Origin of the sequence: Halovibrio sp. HP20-59 (genome assembly GCF_033052795.2) — a bacterium.
Classification (GTDB): domain Bacteria; phylum Pseudomonadota; class Gammaproteobacteria; order Pseudomonadales; family Halomonadaceae; genus Vreelandella.
On the sequence record NZ_JAWJUW020000001.1, the window covers coordinates 444,951 to 460,873 of the forward strand.

Here is a 15,923-nt window from a genome sequence, read left to right on the forward strand (position 1 = left end):
GAGTCAAAAATGAGCGACTACTTATTGGCTGAGTCCCCGCTAAGCCCAGGGGTTATTTATCGGTTGCTATCGGGGACTGTTTGCCCCCGGCCTATTGCCTGGGTGTCTACCCAGGATAAGCAAGGAAATGCCAATCTAGCGCCATTTTCATTTTTTAACGTCGCCAGCGTGAATCCACCTGTCTTGGCGTTTTCGCCGCTGCTCAATGGCAATAGCGAACTTAAAGACACAGTACGTAATTTAAACGAAGTCCCTGAGTGTGTAGTGCATGTGGGCAGTGAAGGGTTGATAGAAGCGCTCAATACCACCAGCGCTAGCTTGCCGCCAGGAGAGGATGAGTTTGCTCTGGCCGACCTTGAAAAAGCTGAGATGCCAGGTGTTAGCGTACCGAGGATTGCCAACGCACCTGTGGCGTTTGGGTGCCAACTATTCGATATGATCCGTTTTGGTGATCAGCCGTTAGCAGGCACGTTGATCCTGGCTCGCGTCGTTTCCATCCATATAGACGATGCTTTGTGGGACGGGCGCCATGTGAATATGGATTTACTCAAGCCGGTTGGGCGCTTAGCGGGCAGTGATTACATCCGAATTAGTGACCGTTTCGCCATCGAAAGACCCACTTAAAAGCATAATGTTGCACTAATCGAGTGCGTGGCATCGCTTGTTACAATCTAAGTAATATTTGTTACTTAGTAATCAGCGATAATTAATCTTTAGTCGTATACTCTTCCGCCGATAGTTATAAGAATTGGTTGGTAATTTCGAGCGCGTGCGATGTTAACCATCGCACGTATTCGGTATTGCTATTTATAAAGTGGGGACATGATCTAGCCAGCAAGGAGCAGATCAATGCAACAATTGGGAACGGGGTTGTTAACAAAAGCCTTGCTAAAAAAAGTGTTATTAAAAAATTGCTTGCTGAGTATAACTTTATCAGTTGGGATTTTTTTTCCACTATTTGCACAGGCAGAGCTTAGTTTCGGCATTGTGGCGCCTTCCAGCGGTGGGGCGGCACCGCTAGGGTTGGGCATGCAAAAAGGTATTGAAACCTACTTTGCCGAGGTTAATGCGGCAGGCGGGGTTAATGGTGAAACCCTGGCCTTAATTGCCCGGGATGATCAGTACAAACCGCTGCAAGCCGCCAGCAATACCCGGCAGCTTATTCAAGAGGATGACGTGCTAGCGGCGATCGGTAATGTCGGCACGCCAACGGCCACCGTAACCATTCCCATTTTTAACGAATATGAAACGCTGCTTTACGGGGCGTTTACTGGTGCGGGTGTGCTGCGCAAGACGCCGCCTGACCGCTACGTGATTAACTACCGGGCAAGCTATGTACAAGAAACCGCCGCCATGGTGGATGGGCTGTTGGAGGCAGGTGTTTTGCCCGAGGAGATCGCCTTCTTTACCCAGAACGATAGCTTTGGCGATGCAGGATACAATGGCGCCACCCAGGCATTGACTGCCCATGGCGTCGACAATGTCGCGGCACTGGCCCATGGCCGTTTTACCCGCGGTACACGTAATATTCACCAGGGCTTGGCGACCATTCTGGAAGCGCCGGTGACGCCGCGCGCCGTTATCATTGTTGGAACCTACGGCCCAGCAGCTGACTTCATTCGTGAAGCGAAAAATGACCTACCTGACACGGTCTTTCTGAACGTTTCTTTTGTGGGCAGCCAAGCGCTTATGGATGAACTTGGCGACCTATCCGAAGGCGTGATTATTACTCAGGTAGTCCCCCCCCTGGATGCCGATTTGCCCGCCGTAGAAGCATACCGTCAGGCGTTGGATACCCATGCCAGCGGTAGCGAACCTGACTTCATCTCACTCGAAGGTTACCTAGCCGCGAAACTCTTTGTGGAAGGAGTGAAAGCAGCCGGCGCTAACCCAGACCGTGAGGCGATTGTGGATGGTTTGCTTGGTTTGGGTTCGGTCGATATTGGACTAGAGGAGCCGGTTAGTTTGGGACCGAACGACCATCAAGCCAGCGATGCGGTATGGCCCACCATTATTACTAACGGGCGTTTTGAGTCGGTGGAATGGGCAAGCTTGTTGCCCTAGAGCTTATACCCCAAAGCTTACGTTACCTGTCTGTCCCCTGACACGAGTGAAAACAGATAATGAAAAAATCTTTAAGTATTCGAACGATGTTGATCAGCCTGTTCTTAGCTGCAGTGCTAGGCGCCGTGGTGCTGGCGGCAACGGGTTGGACGACCAACCAACGGCTAATCGACTCGCAGCGTTATATCACCAATGACGTATTGCCGCTTCAGGATGCCAGCATGGGCATGGTGCTGACCATGGGGGCATTTGGTCAACGCCATGCGGATTTGCTTGCCGCAGAAAGCATGGCTGGTTTAGATGAGGCCCCGACTCAAGCGGCACTGGATGCGCGCTTTAATGATGCACGTCAAGGCCTTCATGGGGTTGATCAGGCGCAAGAACTGAGTGAGTTGGATAGCCATTATCAGGCGTTGCTTGAAGGGGATACGGTGCTGGAAGCCGTACGCCGTGAAGAACTGAGCCTACAAACTCAGATGGCTGAACGCATCGGGACAATGCAAACACTTATTTCACAAGTGATGCTTAGCGCCGAGGATATTGCCGGACGCACGGCACTAGCACAGGTTCGCAGTGACCGTGAACAGCGTGAGTTGATGGAGGCCTGGCGCGAAGACGGCATGACGACCCTGCCGACTACGCTTCTGGAAAATATGTTTACCGCACAAGCGGATATTGGGCGCCTGAGCGGCAATGCGCGTATGGCCCTAGCGAAGCTGTCAGACCTTGGCCGCCAGATGATGCAAACGGATAGCGCCGATGCGTTGGTCAATTTGCGCCACAATGAAATTGCCCAGCAGGTGGGCCTAGCTCGCCACTCATTGACGGCGATCGCAGAGGCGCCTAGCACCGAAGTAGAGCAGCGCTCGCTAATCAGTAATTTAGACGATGTCATCGTCGAACTGGAAGGATTGATGGTCTCCGATGACAACGCTGTTTATGAGCTGCGTTTACAGCAGCTATCGCTTAACGAACAGGTGCAAGCGGCGCTCACCAATGTTGCCCAAGCCATGGCGCAAATGCGTACGGCGCTGAGTGACGTTGAAGCGTATACCGTTGGGCAAGCAGAAAACGCTGTGACGCAGGCAGAAACCTTAGCCAATGCCGGGCGCTCGCTGCTGATTATTGTCACGCTGGTGGTAATCGCGCTACTGGCGATCTTTGGTTGGCGCACAATGGTACGCGTATTGGGGCCGTTGGTCGTCATGCGCCAGCAAATGGAGAATATCAGCGGTGCCGCAGGTGAAAATGCAGACCTGTCTAAGCGTCTTGAACTTAAACGCAACGATGAAGTGGGGCAAACTGCCCAGGCGTTTAATAACATGATGGATACCTTTGAAGGCATGGTGGCGCAAATTCGTGAAAGCGCCGAATCTATTGCCGCCAGCAGCCGTCAAATTGCAGCGGGTAATGAGAATCTATCCCAGCGTACCGACCAGCAGGCGGCGTCGTTGGCGGAAACGGCTTCAAGTCTTGAAGAGATTACTGCCACGGTAAAACAAACGGCTGAGTACGCTGACCAGGCCAAAGACGCTAGCGGTAATGTTGACCAGCGCGCCCGCGCTGCAGGCGATGTGTCAACGCGCACCACGGCGGCGATGGGTGATATTCGTGAGGCCAGCGAAAAAATCACTTCGATTATTAAAGCGATAGACGATATCGCTTTCCAAACCAATCTCTTGGCGCTAAACGCTTCCGTTGAAGCCGCACGAGCGGGTGAGCAGGGGCGTGGCTTTGCCGTGGTAGCCCAAGAAGTACGCAAACTCGCTGGCCGCAGCGCCGAAGAGGCGGCTCAGATTCGTCATTTGGTCGATGACAGCGTTAACAAAGTGAGTGAGGGTGAGCAGCTCGTTAATGCCTCTAGCAAGCATCTTCAAGAGATCATCGAGAGTTTGGGTGAGGTGACGCGCTATGTCGTCGAAATTGCCGACGCCACTAACGAGCAATCTGCAGGCATTGATCAGATCAACCAGGCGATTGCACAGCTGGATCAGGTCACTCACCAGAATGCACGCCTCGTGCAAGAAGCGACGACTGCCAGCCACACGCTGGATGATCGTGCCGGGGATATGCACTCGCTGGTGGGGCGCTTTCACGTCAGCGACGCGGCAGGGCAGCGGCATCTAGCCCTTTTGCAGAAAGAGGAAGATACTCAGTAGTAAGCAATTACTACCTATTGCCACAAAGCGCTTGCTAGTCTCATCCAACACGCCCCGCGTGTGCTCAAACACTCGATCAATAACCATAAGATAATTAAGAGGAGCACTGAGATGAGCAGCAAGCGCATTTTAATGATCACTGGCGATTTTACCGAAGACTACGAAACCATGGTGCCGTTTCAGGCGCTCATGGCGGTTGGTCACCAAGTGGATGCCGTCTGCCCGGGTAAAGCCTCTGGCGATACCGTGGCGACGGCGATTCATGATTTCGAAGGTGATCAAACCTATTCTGAAAAGCCCGGCCATCGGTTCGCACTCAATGCCGATTTCGCCAGCACCAATCCCGCCGATTACGATGCCCTGGTGGTGCCCGGAGGGCGCGCGCCGGAGTATCTGCGCTTAGATAAAGACGTGCTTGCGATGGTGCAGCATTTTTTCGAGGCCAATAAACCCGTGGCAGCCATTTGCCACGGTGCACAGCTATTGGCCGCTGCGAAAGTGCTGGAAGGTAGGCAGTGTTCTGCTTACCCCGCTTGCCAGCCGGAAGTAGAGCTTGCGGGCGGTCACTTTGCCAATCTGGAAGTGACCGATGCGGTAACCGATGGCAACTTGGTCACGGCGCCCGCTTGGCCTGCCCACCCTGCGTGGTTGGCGCAATTTATGGCATTGCTGAATAAGTAGTTCGGCTAACGCTGATAAAACGGCCTGCACGCCCAGTATCCACTGGGCGTGCGGTCTATTGCCCGCTATGCTGGTGGTTGATGCTGCTTACGAATGTCGGGAGGTAATCGTCATGTGTAAACTGTTTATTCAAGCCGACCCCGAGCTATGGCGCAGCGCTACGCACTCGCTACGTATCGATGGCATGGTGACCAGCGTGCGCATGGAAAATTATTTCTGGCATATCCTTGAGGAAATTGCCCAGCGCGATGGCATGAATACCGCCCAGATGATTACCCGGCTTTACCATGAGTCTATCGATGCCGGGCATGATTTGGGTAACTTCACCTCGTTTTTACGCGTTTGCGCGCTGCGGTATCAGGCGCTTCAATTAAGTGGCGAGATTCCAGCACATCAGGATGTGCCCATCGCCACCTTGGATGCTGAGCAAATTTTAGTGCGTGAAGGCAGCAATAGACGCGACCCGTTGCATTGACTGGAGTGAGTAAGGCGCTATTGAAACGGTCACTCAAGTCGCGCTTCCAGCGCCGTTAAAAACTCGTTAATACGCGCTGCGTTGGTGCCCACATCACTGGCGCCTAGACGCGAAGCCGAGCGCATATCCACCTGCACCCCATTCTCAATCTCGGTGAGGCGAATGGCAACATCATCTTCAAAGCCAAACCAGCGCGTCGTTGCGGTGGCTTCTATGTGATTATTGCTAACCTGAGCAATTCGCCAGCCATTTTCTTCGACTTGCGCCTGGGCTGCGGCCAGCACCGTTGGCAGTGCGGCGTCTACCACCAGCGGTTCAATGCCGGGGTAGGCTGCCTGTTGCTGCTCTGCGGTGGCCTCTCCGGGGTAGTCGACGGCATTAGGCGCTGCCTTACGAGCGTCGGCTAAAGCTTCAAAGGCGGGGGGATTCTGCGTGTCGGTGGTGATGTCGTGAATGGCAGGTACCTCTTGGGCGCGTTGCCAATGCTGCCAGGGCACATAAAGCAGCGCTGCGGCGCCTACTATGGCCAGGCTGGCTACCACTGCTGGTTTAAAGCGGCGGGTTAATGCGCTGATTAACAGCGCCACCAAGCTTAACGCCACTGCGCCGCCAGCGGCATAAACCCCGTTGCGCAGAAAGCTAAACGCCTCGCCTAGCGAGATAAGCTCACCACGATAAGCAGGCCCAGAGCCTGCCATCATCAGGGCTGCCGCCGCGAGTAGCAGTATACTCAGCCCGGCTAACATAGCCGGCCAGAGGCCACCGCGGGGGCGTGTTGGGGTTGATCGGTTTGCCATGTTCGCTCCTTATCACAACGTATTCAGTTATTCTTAGCACAAACATTTCTACAAAAGGGTTTTTCTACAGATTTTTATGGATGATAAAGCCATAGCACTACGCCAATTGCTGCTCAGCGCACCGCGGGATTCACTACCCATGACCTACCAACAGGTGGCTAGCACGCTTGAGCTTACGCCGCCACGCACGATTGCCCAAGTGACTCAGGCGTTAGAGCAACTAATGCATGCAGATGCTGCCCAACAAAAGCCCTTTATCGCCGCCTTGGTTGTCAGTCGGCGCGGTGAGCAACTACCTGGTGCCGGCTTCTTTGAACTGGCAGTGGCGCTGGGGCGTTTTCCTGAGGACCCGGCGTTACATGCCGAGGCTTATCGGCGGGAGTTTCAGCAGGCCTTATGCGAGCGTGACGAGCGCGCCTGACGAAAGCGCGCCTGGGAAGGCTCAGCACTAAACCTCGCCACGTTGGCTGGGTGTCTTTCGCAGCGGGTCCAGTAGTGAGCCTAGCCCGTTGTGATCAATTTCGTGCATTAAATGCAGCAGATGGCCAATCTCTCCGGCAGGAAACCCTTCACGCGCAAACCAGTTTAAGTAGGGACCGGGAAGGTCGGCGATAAGGCGCCCTTTATACTTGCCAAAAGGCATGGTGCGAGTCACTAGCTTTTCCAAATCCTCTGGTTGCATCGCGGTTACTCCTTTGCTGTTACCTTAACGCTTTAATGCGATGATTAAACCGCCTACTGACCAGCGTTGTTAAGCCTATGGCAAATACAGCGTGGTAGCATAAAATGCTAACCACTTTATTAACCCAAGCAAGGAGAAGACGACTATGAGCCTTTCACCTTTTCATTTGGCGATTCCCGTTGACGATGTGCCTCTGGCGCGGGCGTTTTATAACGATGTGTTTGGCTTGGAAGAGGGGCGCTCCAGCGATCAATGGGTCGATTTCAATTTCTTCGGCCATCAGTTGGTGATTCATGAGCAGCCGAAAACGACTGCCCAAGCTAACGCCCACTCTAATCCTGTGGATGGCCACGACGTGCCGGTACCGCACTTTGGGGTGATTTTAGCGTGGGAGGAATGGGAAGCGCTAGCTGAGCGTTTGAAGGCGCGTGATATACAGTTTGTCATTGAACCGTATATTCGCTTTAAGGGCGAAGTGGGCGAGCAGGCCACTATGTTCCTGCTCGACCCATGCGGCAATGCGCTGGAGTTCAAAGCATTTAAAGATATGAGCCAGGTTTTTGCAAAATAAACGTTGCAAAGTAATCTTTGTAAAGTGATGTTGTGCGAGACCCAGCATCAGGCCCGTAAGGCCTGCTCTTTGCGGCGGTGCTGCAGCGGCGGTTCGCCAAAGTAGCGCTTATAGTCGCGGCTAAACTGCGGCACGCTGCGGTAACCTACCGCAGCGGCGGCCTGATTGACGTTGTGGTTATTTTGCAGCAGCAACTGCTGCGCTTTGATCAAGCGTAACCGTTTTAAGTACTGGGCAGGCGAGGAGCGGGTGATCTGTTTAAAGTGCTGGTGAAACGTAGAAGCACTCATATTCGCCTGTTGCGCGAGCTGCTCCACACTAAAGTCATCGGCAAAATTAGCATGCAGTTTAGAAAGCGCCTGCACGATGCGCGAGTAGTTACCGTGTCCCATTACCAGCGCCTGTAACGCGGGGCCTTGCTCGCCTTTCAACGCTTCAAATACCACATCGCGAATACGCGCATTGCCCATGGTGCTGCACTCCACCGTATCGTGCAGCGAGCGGGCCAAACGCAAGACCGCGTCCTGCATACCGTTGGTCATCGCTACTGAAGCCATCGGCAGTGGTGTCTGTGCGTGGTGGTTCAGATCACCCATTGCTGTCACCATTTCGCTTAACAGCGCCGGATCCAACCGTATTGATATCCCTAGCAGGGGAGCTGCTGGCGAGCCGTAAGTTTCGCACTCAAAGGGCAGCGGTAGCGTTTGAACGAGATAGTGGCCAGGGTCGTAATGGATTTCGCGATCACCCAGAAAGCCTACTTTTTGCCCCTGCGCAATGATGATCAGGCTCGGTTCGTAGAGCAGTGGCGTACGCATCTGGTAGCGGCTCAAGCATAACAACGATACGCCCGCTAGCGAGGTCGCCGTCATACCGTCGACTGTGATGAGGGATTTGATAACATCAGCCAGCGCATTGCCAGCCTGAGCAGTGGAGACCATGGTGGATTCTCTTAATAGTGAATGGCAAAGCGGAGTAACGGGGATTGCCTTGCTGATCAGTTTACTATTTTAGCTGTTATTGCATAATTATGACGTTTTTATCACTATTTTTGTTATTTTATCACATTGATTTGGATTTATAGGCAAAAATGTCGGAGCTTCGTTCATCGCTATCCCTGCCGTTTGGGCCAATACTGTTGGCATACCTCGCACGCGGGGAATGATTGCTTATATTGAAGACAAGCGTTTTTGAAGACAAGGAGTCTCACCGATGAGCCAAGCAAAATCCTATGCAGCCTTTGCCGCCGACAAGCCACTGGCACCGTTCACTTTTGACCGTCGTCAACCACGCCCCGATGACGTCGCTATTGAGATTCTCTACTGCGGCGTGTGCCACAGCGACCTGCACTTTGCGCGCAACGATTGGGGCATGAGCCGGTACCCGATAGTGCCTGGACATGAGATTGTCGGCCGGGTAACCGCTGTCGGCGATAAAGTGTCGCGCTTTAAGGCCGGTGACGTGGTAGGTGTTGGCTGCATGGTTGATTCATGCCGTACCTGCGCTGCCTGTAAAGACGGCGTAGAGCAGTACTGCCTGGAAGGCTTCACCATGACCTACGGCAGTGATGATCGCCAAGATGGCACCATGACCCAGGGCGGCTACTCTGACTCTATCGTGGTCAGCGAGCACTTCGTGCTGCAAATGCCCGATGGCATTGACCTGGCCTCGGCGGCGCCGCTTCTCTGCGCCGGTGTGACGACCTATTCGCCGCTTATGCACCATGGCGTAGGTAAAGGCCATAAAGTCGGTGTCATCGGCATGGGCGGCTTAGGCCATATGGGCGTTAAGCTGGCCAAAGCGCTGGGCGCGGAGGTCACGCTATTTACCCGCTCCAATGCCAAAGTAGACGAAGCCAAGCGTAACGGTGCCGACCATGTCGTTGTTTCCAGCGATCAAGCGCAAATGGATGCGGTCGCTGAAACCTTCGACTTCATGCTCGATACCGTGCCCGTTCAGCACGACCTTAACCCCTATCTCGCGTCGCTGAAGTATGACGGCACGCATATTATCGTGGGTCTACTTGAGCCCATTGAGCCGGCCATTGAAGCGTTTAATCTGGTCTTTAAGCGTCGTGTAGTCGCCGGTTCGCTGATTGCCGGTATTGCCGAGACCGAAGAGCTGCTCAAGCTGTGTGCCGACCAGGGTATTACCTGCGATATCGAGATGCTCGATATCAACAAGATTAACGAAGGCTTTGAGCGCATGGAGAAAGGCGATGTACGCTATCGTTTCGTGATTGATATGGCGACGCTGAAAGACACCGCTGCCTAAGTTAATATCGACGTTTAAGTTAACAACGAAGTCTACGTTAATAAAACGATAAGGCCCGAGTCCTGAAAAGGACTCGGGCCTTTTTATTTAGGCAGCCGCTTTAGCGCCTATTTATCTTTAGTACCTATTTATTGAGTAGCGCCTATGACATTTCAGCTTCGTGCTCGGCGCGTAGTTCTGGCGGCTACTACGCCGAGTAGCAGCATCAGGCCTGCTAGCAACCAAGCGGGCCAGCTACCCAAACGGGTGAAAGGTGTTAGGCCCTCCATGGCGTAAAACTCACCGGTGAGCGTTGTGGTTTCAAACTGGGGTGCGCGTTCAACAATGTGTCCGTTAGGGGCAATAATAGCGGTAATGCCGTTGCTAGTGGCCCGGACCACATAGCGGCCATTTTCTAGCGCGCGTAGGCGGGCCATCTGTAGATGTTGATGGGGGCCGATAGAGGCGCCAAACCAGGTGTCGTTGGACACCGTTATGATCACACCGCTGTCTTGAGCGCGTCGGGCGACCAACTGCGGGTAAATAATTTCATAGCAGATTGCATTACCAATGCTAACGCCGGCGGCTTGCATGGGGGGTTGTTCGTGCTCGCCTTTAGTAAAAGCCGACATGGGTAGATCAAAAAAATCAATTGCACCGCGAAGCACGCTCTCCAGTGGCAGGTACTCACCAAAAGGCACCAGGTGCTCTTTCTGGTAGCTGCCCGCTACATTTCCCACGCCAATCATACTATTAAAGTAGCGTTCTTGTTCATCGCGTTGAACGATACCGGTAAGCAAGGCAACTTCGGGCGGCAGGTTCGCTTGCACCCGCTCCAAAACCGGGCGGGCTTGAGCTTCCATCATGGGCAGGGCGGTTTCTGGCCATACAATTAGGTCAACCTCATCGGCTACCTCGCGGGTGAGGCCGCTGTAGGTATTAGCGGCCTGGCGTTGGCCTTCTGGCGTCCACTTTGACAGCTGCGGTAGATTGCCTTGCAGGAGGGCGACGCGAGTGGGTTCGTCCACTGGCGTGGTCCATTGCTGGGGGAGGGCCAGCGGGATCAGCCAAATAGCCGCGAGTGGGGCGAGCGCCCACCATCGGCGGCGTAACAATAGTTCAGCGCCGAGTGCGCCGCTTAGCGCTACCAGCAGTGAGAGCAGGTAGACCCCGCCAACAGGCGCCCAGGCGGCCAGCGGCGAGTCCACGTAGCCAGAGCCTAGCAGCAGCCAGGGAAAGCCGGTGAACAAATAGGTGCGCAGTACCTCGCCCAATACCCAGGCGCCTGCAAAGCTTGCAAACGCAAGCCGGGCAGAGGTGAAGCGCCGGTAGAGCCAGAAGGTGCCCGCAAAAAAGAGTGCCAGAACGGTGACGAAAAGAGTGGTAAGAAAGACCGCTAATGGAACGCCGGTATAGCCATAGTCGTGAATGGATACGTACACCCAGGAAGTGCCGCTGGCGAACAGCGCCACGCCATATAGCCACCCCTTTAGGGCCGCTTGAGCGGGGGTTAGCGTGTGCAGCCCAACATACAGCAAACCAATCGCCACCGGGCCCAGCCACCAAAGCTCAAACGGGGAGGCGGTTAAGGTGGTGAAGCCGCCCGCCACCAAAGCGGCAAGCAGCTGTAACAAAAACGCGGGGGGTAAACCCATAACGATAACCTATCGATGGTAAGGAGCGAGGAAGAGGATAGAGCGTGGTGACGACCAGTGACTAGTCGGGCTTGTTTTCTTGATCGTCATCCTCTTCGTCGTCACGGCGACTGTCGCGATAGGCTTCGAGTAGCCGGATGCGCCGCGTATCGGCGTTAAGAATTACAAACCGCCAGCCGCCCAGCACAGTGTGTTCACCACGCCGAGGTAAGTGACCGAACTGCTGCATCACCAAGCCGCCAACGGTATCAAACTCATCGTCAGAAAACTCGGTGTTAAAACGTTCGTTGAAGTCTTCGATAGGCGTCAGCGCGCGAATGGCGTAATGGCCGTTCTCCAACTCGCGGATATCGTCTTCTTCGTCGGTATCGTGCTCGTCTTCGATGTCGCCGACGATTTGCTCAAGTATGTCTTCGATAGTAATAATGCCGGCAGTGCCGCCGTATTCATCGACGACAATGGCCATGTGGTTATGGGTATCGCGAAATTCTTTGAGCAGGCTGTTAAGACGCTTTGATTCAGGGATAAACATTGCCGGGCGCAGGATGTCATCAAGTTTAAAGGCATCGCGCTGGGCCTGCGTTTGCGAAAGCAGCGGGAGTAAATCTTTTACCAGTAGAATGCCTTTAATATCATCCAGATTTTCACCGATCACCGGATAGCGCGAATGGCCGGTTTCCTGAATAAGCGGCAGGTAGCCGTCGCTGGTTTGGTCCAGCGCGATGGCCGAGACCTGCGAGCGGGGAATCAGTATTTCCCGTACCTGTTGGTCGCTGATGTCTAGCGCGCCCTCGATAATCATGATGGCGTCTTGATCCAGCTTTAATTTGCCTGCGGTATGGCGTAAAAACGTCATCAGCTCATCGCGTGAACTGGGTTCGTCATTGTCTCCGGAAAGGGCGCCAAAGAGTTTCTCGAGCCAGGATTTTTGATTAGGGTTGCTCGATCGGTCTTCGCTCATGCGTCAAATCTCTCGTTTGCGGGCGGACAGTTGCCATCTTGTTTACGACGTTTCAGGTAGCGTCGTCAGTAGTCGTTTTATCACTCAAGCGGGGGATGTTACCAGATTAGTCGCTACACGATTTAACGCACCCGTGATCAAGATAATAAAGGCGCTCAGCATTTAGTCGTCCTTGCTATTAGTCGCAGACGTATCGTTTGAGGTGTCAATGTCAGCGTAATTGTCAGCATAGGGGTCGGGGATGTTCAGCTCGGCCAGTAGCTCGCGCTCAAATTGCTCCATCTCCTCGGCCTCTTGATCGTCAATATGATCGTAGCCCATTAAGTGCAAAATGCCATGCACGACCATATGGGCGTAGTGATGGGCCAACGGCTTGCCTTGTTCACGGGCTTCCTGGGCGACAATCGCATGGCAAATCACCAAATCACCGAGTAGCGGCAATTCAACACCCGGCGGGCTTTCAAAGGGGAATGACAGCACGTTGGTTGTCTTGTCTTTGTCGCGGTAATCGCGGTTGAGCGTCTGGCTTTCATGCTCATCCACAAAGCGAATAGTGACTTCAAAGCGCTGATCGTCAGGGTGGTGGGCAAACACACAGCCCACCCAGTGGGTGAGCTGTGTCAGGTCGGGGAGCAGTGGTTCGTCGATCACCGCCTGGCGATCGACGATGACTTCAATAGCCTCGCTCATCGCGAGCTATCCCAGGAGTTTTCACGCGCCTGCATACGCGCATCGCGCTCTTGCTGACGCGCTTCACGCTGGGCACGCTCTTCCACTTCCTGCTGGGATTCAAACATATCGTAGGCTTCGATAATGCGCTGCACCAGCGGGTGGCGTACCACATCCTTGGCGGCAAAGTGGGTGACGCCGATGCCTTGAGTATCCTTCAACACGTCGAGCACTTGAATCAGCCCCGAACGCTGGCCTTTGGGTAGATCGACCTGAGTGACGTCGCCGGTAATCACCGCGGTGGAGCCAAAGCCAATCCGGGTCAGGAACATTTTCATCTGCTCCGGAGTGGTGTTCTGGCTCTCATCCAAAATGATGTAAGAATTATTGAGCGTACGGCCACGCATATAGGCCAGCGGGGCAATCTCAATTACCTGGCGCTCAATCAGCTTGGCTACTTGTTCAAAGCCGATCATCTCGTACAAGGCATCGTAAAGCGGGCGCAGATAGGGGTCGATTTTCTGGGCCAAGTCGCCGGGCAGGAAGCCGAGTTTTTCACCCGCTTCAACCGCCGGGCGCACGAGCAGGATGCGGCGTACTTCCTGTTGGTTGAGTGCCTCAACCGCGGCCGCGACGGCGAGGTAGGTTTTACCGGTACCCGCGGGACCAATGCCGAAATTAATATCGTGCTCGCGGATGCTGGAAACGTAGCGCTGCTGGTTAAGGCCGCGCGGTTTGATCATGGTACGTGGTGTACGCATGATCACTTCATCGCTGCCGCCGCCGTTGCCGTCGTCTTCCTCTTCCAGCGCTTCAAGCCCCGATTCCTGTAGAAACAGGTGCACGGTGTCGGCGTCCAGTTCGCTCGCTGCGGTTTCGCGATAGAGGTGTTCCAACACGTTGGCGGCTGCTTTGATGCGGTTGGCAGGGCCGGCAAGCTGAAAGACATTGCCCCGGTTACGCAGCGTCACGTCCAGTCGGCTTTCAATCAGCTTCAAATGCTCGTCCTGCTGGCCGCAAAGGCTAGCAAGGCGCTGCGGATCATTGGGTTCAAGGCTTAAGGTGATGATGCGATTGGCCTGAGGTGTTGGCTGGCTCAAGAGTGGGGAACCCCGCGTTAGTGTGTGTATCGTTCAGCTTACTGCCCCGCCCGAGGCGGGGCAATGATCTGGGATAAGTGAACGATCAATAGCGCTCGGGTGAGGCGAGTTCACCGCGTAGCGAATTGGGAAAGGCTTCGGTGATTTCTACATCCACGAAGTAGCCGATCAGCTCGGTGGGGTTGGCAGCACGGAAGTTAACCACGCGGTTATTCTCGGTACGGCCGGAGAGCTGGCCGGGGTCACGCGGCGAAAAGCCGTTAACCAGTACACGCTGTGTGCTGCCGACCATGCGGCGGCTAATTTGCGCAGTTTGCTGGATGATCCGCTCTTGTAAAATCGCCAGACGCTGCTTTTTGACACTTTCCGGCGTTTCATCCGGTAGGCCCGAGGCAGGCGTGCCGGGGCGTGCGGAATAAACGAAGCTAAACGAATGATCAAAGCCAATTTGATGAATTAAGTCCATCGTGGCTTCAAAGTCCTCTTCTGTCTCGCCCGGAAAGCCGATGATGAAGTCGGAAGAGAAGCTGATATCCGGGCGATTGGCGCGAATACGCTCCATCTTTTCAATGTATTCAGCCGCGGTATGCCCCCGCTTCATGGCGGTTAAAATGCGGTCTGAACCCGACTGAACCGGCAGGTGCAGGTGGCTCACCAACTCGGGAATATCGGCAAAGGCGTCGACCAGGCTATCGGTAAATTCCACCGGGTGAGAGGTGGTGAAACGAACACGATCAATGCCTTCGACTGCCGCCACGCAGGCAATTAGTTCGGCCAAATCAATCTCATCGCCTAGCTGATTCTCACCACGGTAGGCGTTGACATTCTGGCCCAGCAGGTTGACTTCACGCACGCCTTGGTCGGAAAGATGGATGATTTCATCCATCACCGCCTCGAAGGGCCGCGAAACCTCTTCACCACGGGTATACGGCACCACACAGAAGGTGCAGTACTTGGAACAGCCTTCCATAATCGACACGAACGCCGTCGCGCCATCGGAAGTGGGCTTGGGTAAATGGTCGAATTTTTCGATTTCCGGGAAGGTAACGTCCACAGCAGCAATCTGGTTGTTGCCACGGGCATCCAGCATCGAGGGCACGCGGTGCAGGGTTTGCGGCCCGAATACCATATCCACATGGGGCGCCCGCTTGCGTATGGCTTCGCCTTCCTGGCTGGCCACACAGCCACCCACGCCAATCACTAGGTTGGGGTTGGCGTCCTTGAGTTTTTTCCAGCGTCCCAGCTGATGAAACACTTTCTCCTGCGCTTTTTCGCGAATCGAGCAGGTGTTTAACAGAATAACATCGGCTTCACGCTCATTATCAGTGAGTTCGAGCTGGTGAGATTCGCCGAGCAGATCCGCCATGCGGGAGGAGTCGTACTCGTTCATTTGGCAGCCGTGCGTTTTGATGAAGAGCTTCTTCGCCATCGGTACCTGTCGTCTATGAGTCGTCTGGGGGACGAGGATGAATGGAATATTGTCGAGCGGCCAGGCTATCGTCATGCCGCTCTAGCATGAATGGGCGCATTATACGGACACAACCAACAGGCGGCTAGCATTGACGCGGAATCGATACTTGACCGTCTCATTTCTATGGGTATACTACGCACCGTGTTTGAGCAGTTCCTCGATAGCTCAGTTGGTAGAGCAAATGACTGTTAATCATTGGGTCGCAGGTTCGAGTCCTGCTCGAGGAGCCAATCGCTAAAAGTGTTTTAGTAGCGGCTTTATCTCATACACGGCAGCAAGTTAGTGCTATTTTGATTTAGTACTACGTTGTTCCTCGATAGCTCAGTTGGTAGAGCAAATGACTGTTAATCATTGGGTCGCAGGTTCGAGTCCTGCTCGAGGAGCC

General features: G+C 54.3%; 16 protein-coding genes and 2 tRNA genes. 10 read left to right on the plus strand and 8 right to left on the minus strand.

Annotated features, from left to right (window positions below; genetic code table 11):
• Positions 1 to 9 precede the first annotated feature (9 nt).
• The 5 genes from RZA33_RS02085 (at position 10) to RZA33_RS02105 (ending at position 5,379) form a co-directional block, all read left to right on the plus strand.
• Entirely contained in the window at positions 10 to 624 is a 615-nt protein-coding gene (locus RZA33_RS02085; RefSeq protein ID WP_317506186.1) for a flavin reductase family protein, read from the plus strand.
• A 225-nt stretch (positions 625 to 849) separates the two neighbouring features.
• Complete coding sequence (locus RZA33_RS02090; protein ID WP_317506187.1) at positions 850 to 2,064, plus strand: ABC transporter substrate-binding protein; 1,215 nt, start codon at positions 850 to 852, stop codon at positions 2,062 to 2,064.
• A 59-nt stretch (positions 2,065 to 2,123) separates the two neighbouring features.
• On the plus strand, positions 2,124 to 4,223 hold the full coding sequence (locus RZA33_RS02095; protein WP_317506188.1) for a methyl-accepting chemotaxis protein: 2,100 nt from the start codon (positions 2,124 to 2,126) through the stop codon (positions 4,221 to 4,223).
• Between the two features lie 111 nt (positions 4,224 to 4,334).
• Positions 4,335 to 4,904 (plus strand): DJ-1/PfpI family protein, encoded by a 570-nt coding sequence (locus tag RZA33_RS02100; RefSeq protein ID WP_317506189.1) that lies wholly within the window; start codon positions 4,335 to 4,337, stop codon positions 4,902 to 4,904.
• A gap of 112 nt (positions 4,905 to 5,016) precedes the next feature.
• The gene (locus RZA33_RS02105; protein WP_317506190.1) at positions 5,017 to 5,379 is read left to right on the plus strand and encodes a ribbon-helix-helix domain-containing protein; all 363 of its coding nucleotides are present in this window, start codon (positions 5,017 to 5,019) and stop codon (positions 5,377 to 5,379) included.
• 29 nt (positions 5,380 to 5,408) lie between these two features.
• Here RZA33_RS02105 and RZA33_RS02110 read toward each other — a convergent pair whose 3' ends face one another.
• Positions 5,409 to 6,176 carry a DUF1499 domain-containing protein gene (locus RZA33_RS02110; RefSeq protein ID WP_317506191.1) on the minus strand — a complete coding sequence of 256 codons (768 nt, stop codon included), beginning with the start codon at positions 6,174 to 6,176 and terminating at the stop codon, positions 5,409 to 5,411.
• A 76-nt stretch (positions 6,177 to 6,252) separates the two neighbouring features.
• On the opposite strand from RZA33_RS02110, the gene RZA33_RS02115 reads away from it, so the two are divergent.
• A complete protein-coding gene (locus tag RZA33_RS02115; protein WP_317506192.1) occupies positions 6,253 to 6,597 on the plus strand; it encodes a hypothetical protein in 345 nt (114 codons plus the stop codon).
• Between the two features lie 27 nt (positions 6,598 to 6,624).
• Here RZA33_RS02115 and RZA33_RS02120 read toward each other — a convergent pair whose 3' ends face one another.
• Complete coding sequence (locus RZA33_RS02120) at positions 6,625 to 6,858, minus strand: DUF3820 family protein (protein ID WP_317506193.1); 234 nt, start codon at positions 6,856 to 6,858, stop codon at positions 6,625 to 6,627.
• A 145-nt stretch (positions 6,859 to 7,003) separates the two neighbouring features.
• Here RZA33_RS02120 and RZA33_RS02125 point away from each other — a divergent pair, with 145 nt between their 5' ends.
• Positions 7,004 to 7,429 (plus strand): VOC family protein, encoded by a 426-nt coding sequence (locus RZA33_RS02125; RefSeq protein WP_317506194.1) that lies wholly within the window; start codon positions 7,004 to 7,006, stop codon positions 7,427 to 7,429.
• A 47-nt stretch (positions 7,430 to 7,476) separates the two neighbouring features.
• Here the strand turns inward: RZA33_RS02125 and RZA33_RS02130 are convergent, their stop codons facing one another.
• Entirely contained in the window at positions 7,477 to 8,370 is an 894-nt protein-coding gene (locus RZA33_RS02130) for an AraC family transcriptional regulator (RefSeq protein WP_317506195.1), read from the minus strand.
• A gap of 271 nt (positions 8,371 to 8,641) precedes the next feature.
• Here RZA33_RS02130 and RZA33_RS02135 point away from each other — a divergent pair, with 271 nt between their 5' ends.
• A complete protein-coding gene (locus tag RZA33_RS02135; RefSeq protein WP_317506196.1) occupies positions 8,642 to 9,703 on the plus strand; it encodes an NAD(P)-dependent alcohol dehydrogenase in 1,062 nt (353 codons plus the stop codon).
• Positions 9,704 to 9,855: 152 nt separating this feature from the next.
• Here the strand turns inward: RZA33_RS02135 and lnt are convergent, their stop codons facing one another.
• From lnt to miaB, 5 genes are all read right to left on the minus strand, one after another.
• Positions 9,856 to 11,337: an apolipoprotein N-acyltransferase gene (gene lnt / locus RZA33_RS02140; protein ID WP_317506197.1), complete on the minus strand. Its 1,482-nt coding sequence runs from the start codon at positions 11,335 to 11,337 to the stop codon at positions 9,856 to 9,858.
• A gap of 61 nt (positions 11,338 to 11,398) precedes the next feature.
• Positions 11,399 to 12,298, minus strand: a complete 900-nt coding sequence (locus tag RZA33_RS02145) for an HlyC/CorC family transporter (RefSeq protein WP_317506198.1) — start codon at positions 12,296 to 12,298, stop codon at positions 11,399 to 11,401.
• A 162-nt stretch (positions 12,299 to 12,460) separates the two neighbouring features.
• Entirely contained in the window at positions 12,461 to 12,988 is a 528-nt protein-coding gene (ybeY, locus tag RZA33_RS02150) for an rRNA maturation RNase YbeY (protein ID WP_317506199.1), read from the minus strand.
• Positions 12,985 to 14,067 carry a PhoH family protein gene (locus RZA33_RS02155; RefSeq protein ID WP_317506200.1) on the minus strand — a complete coding sequence of 361 codons (1,083 nt, stop codon included), beginning with the start codon at positions 14,065 to 14,067 and terminating at the stop codon, positions 12,985 to 12,987. Before RZA33_RS02155 ends, ybeY begins: the two co-directional genes overlap by 4 nt.
• Positions 14,068 to 14,152: 85 nt before the next feature.
• Positions 14,153 to 15,496 carry a tRNA (N6-isopentenyl adenosine(37)-C2)-methylthiotransferase MiaB gene (gene miaB, locus RZA33_RS02160; RefSeq protein ID WP_317506201.1) on the minus strand — a complete coding sequence of 448 codons (1,344 nt, stop codon included), beginning with the start codon at positions 15,494 to 15,496 and terminating at the stop codon, positions 14,153 to 14,155.
• Positions 15,497 to 15,692: 196 nt separating this feature from the next.
• Between miaB and RZA33_RS02165 the strand changes: the two genes are divergently transcribed.
• Both RZA33_RS02165 and RZA33_RS02170 read left to right on the plus strand, forming a co-directional pair.
• Positions 15,693 to 15,768: transfer RNA gene (locus RZA33_RS02165), tRNA-Asn, on the plus strand.
• 80 nt (positions 15,769 to 15,848) lie between these two features.
• Positions 15,849 to 15,921, plus strand: a tRNA-Asn gene (locus RZA33_RS02170).
• The last annotated feature ends 2 nt before the right edge of the window (positions 15,922 to 15,923 follow it).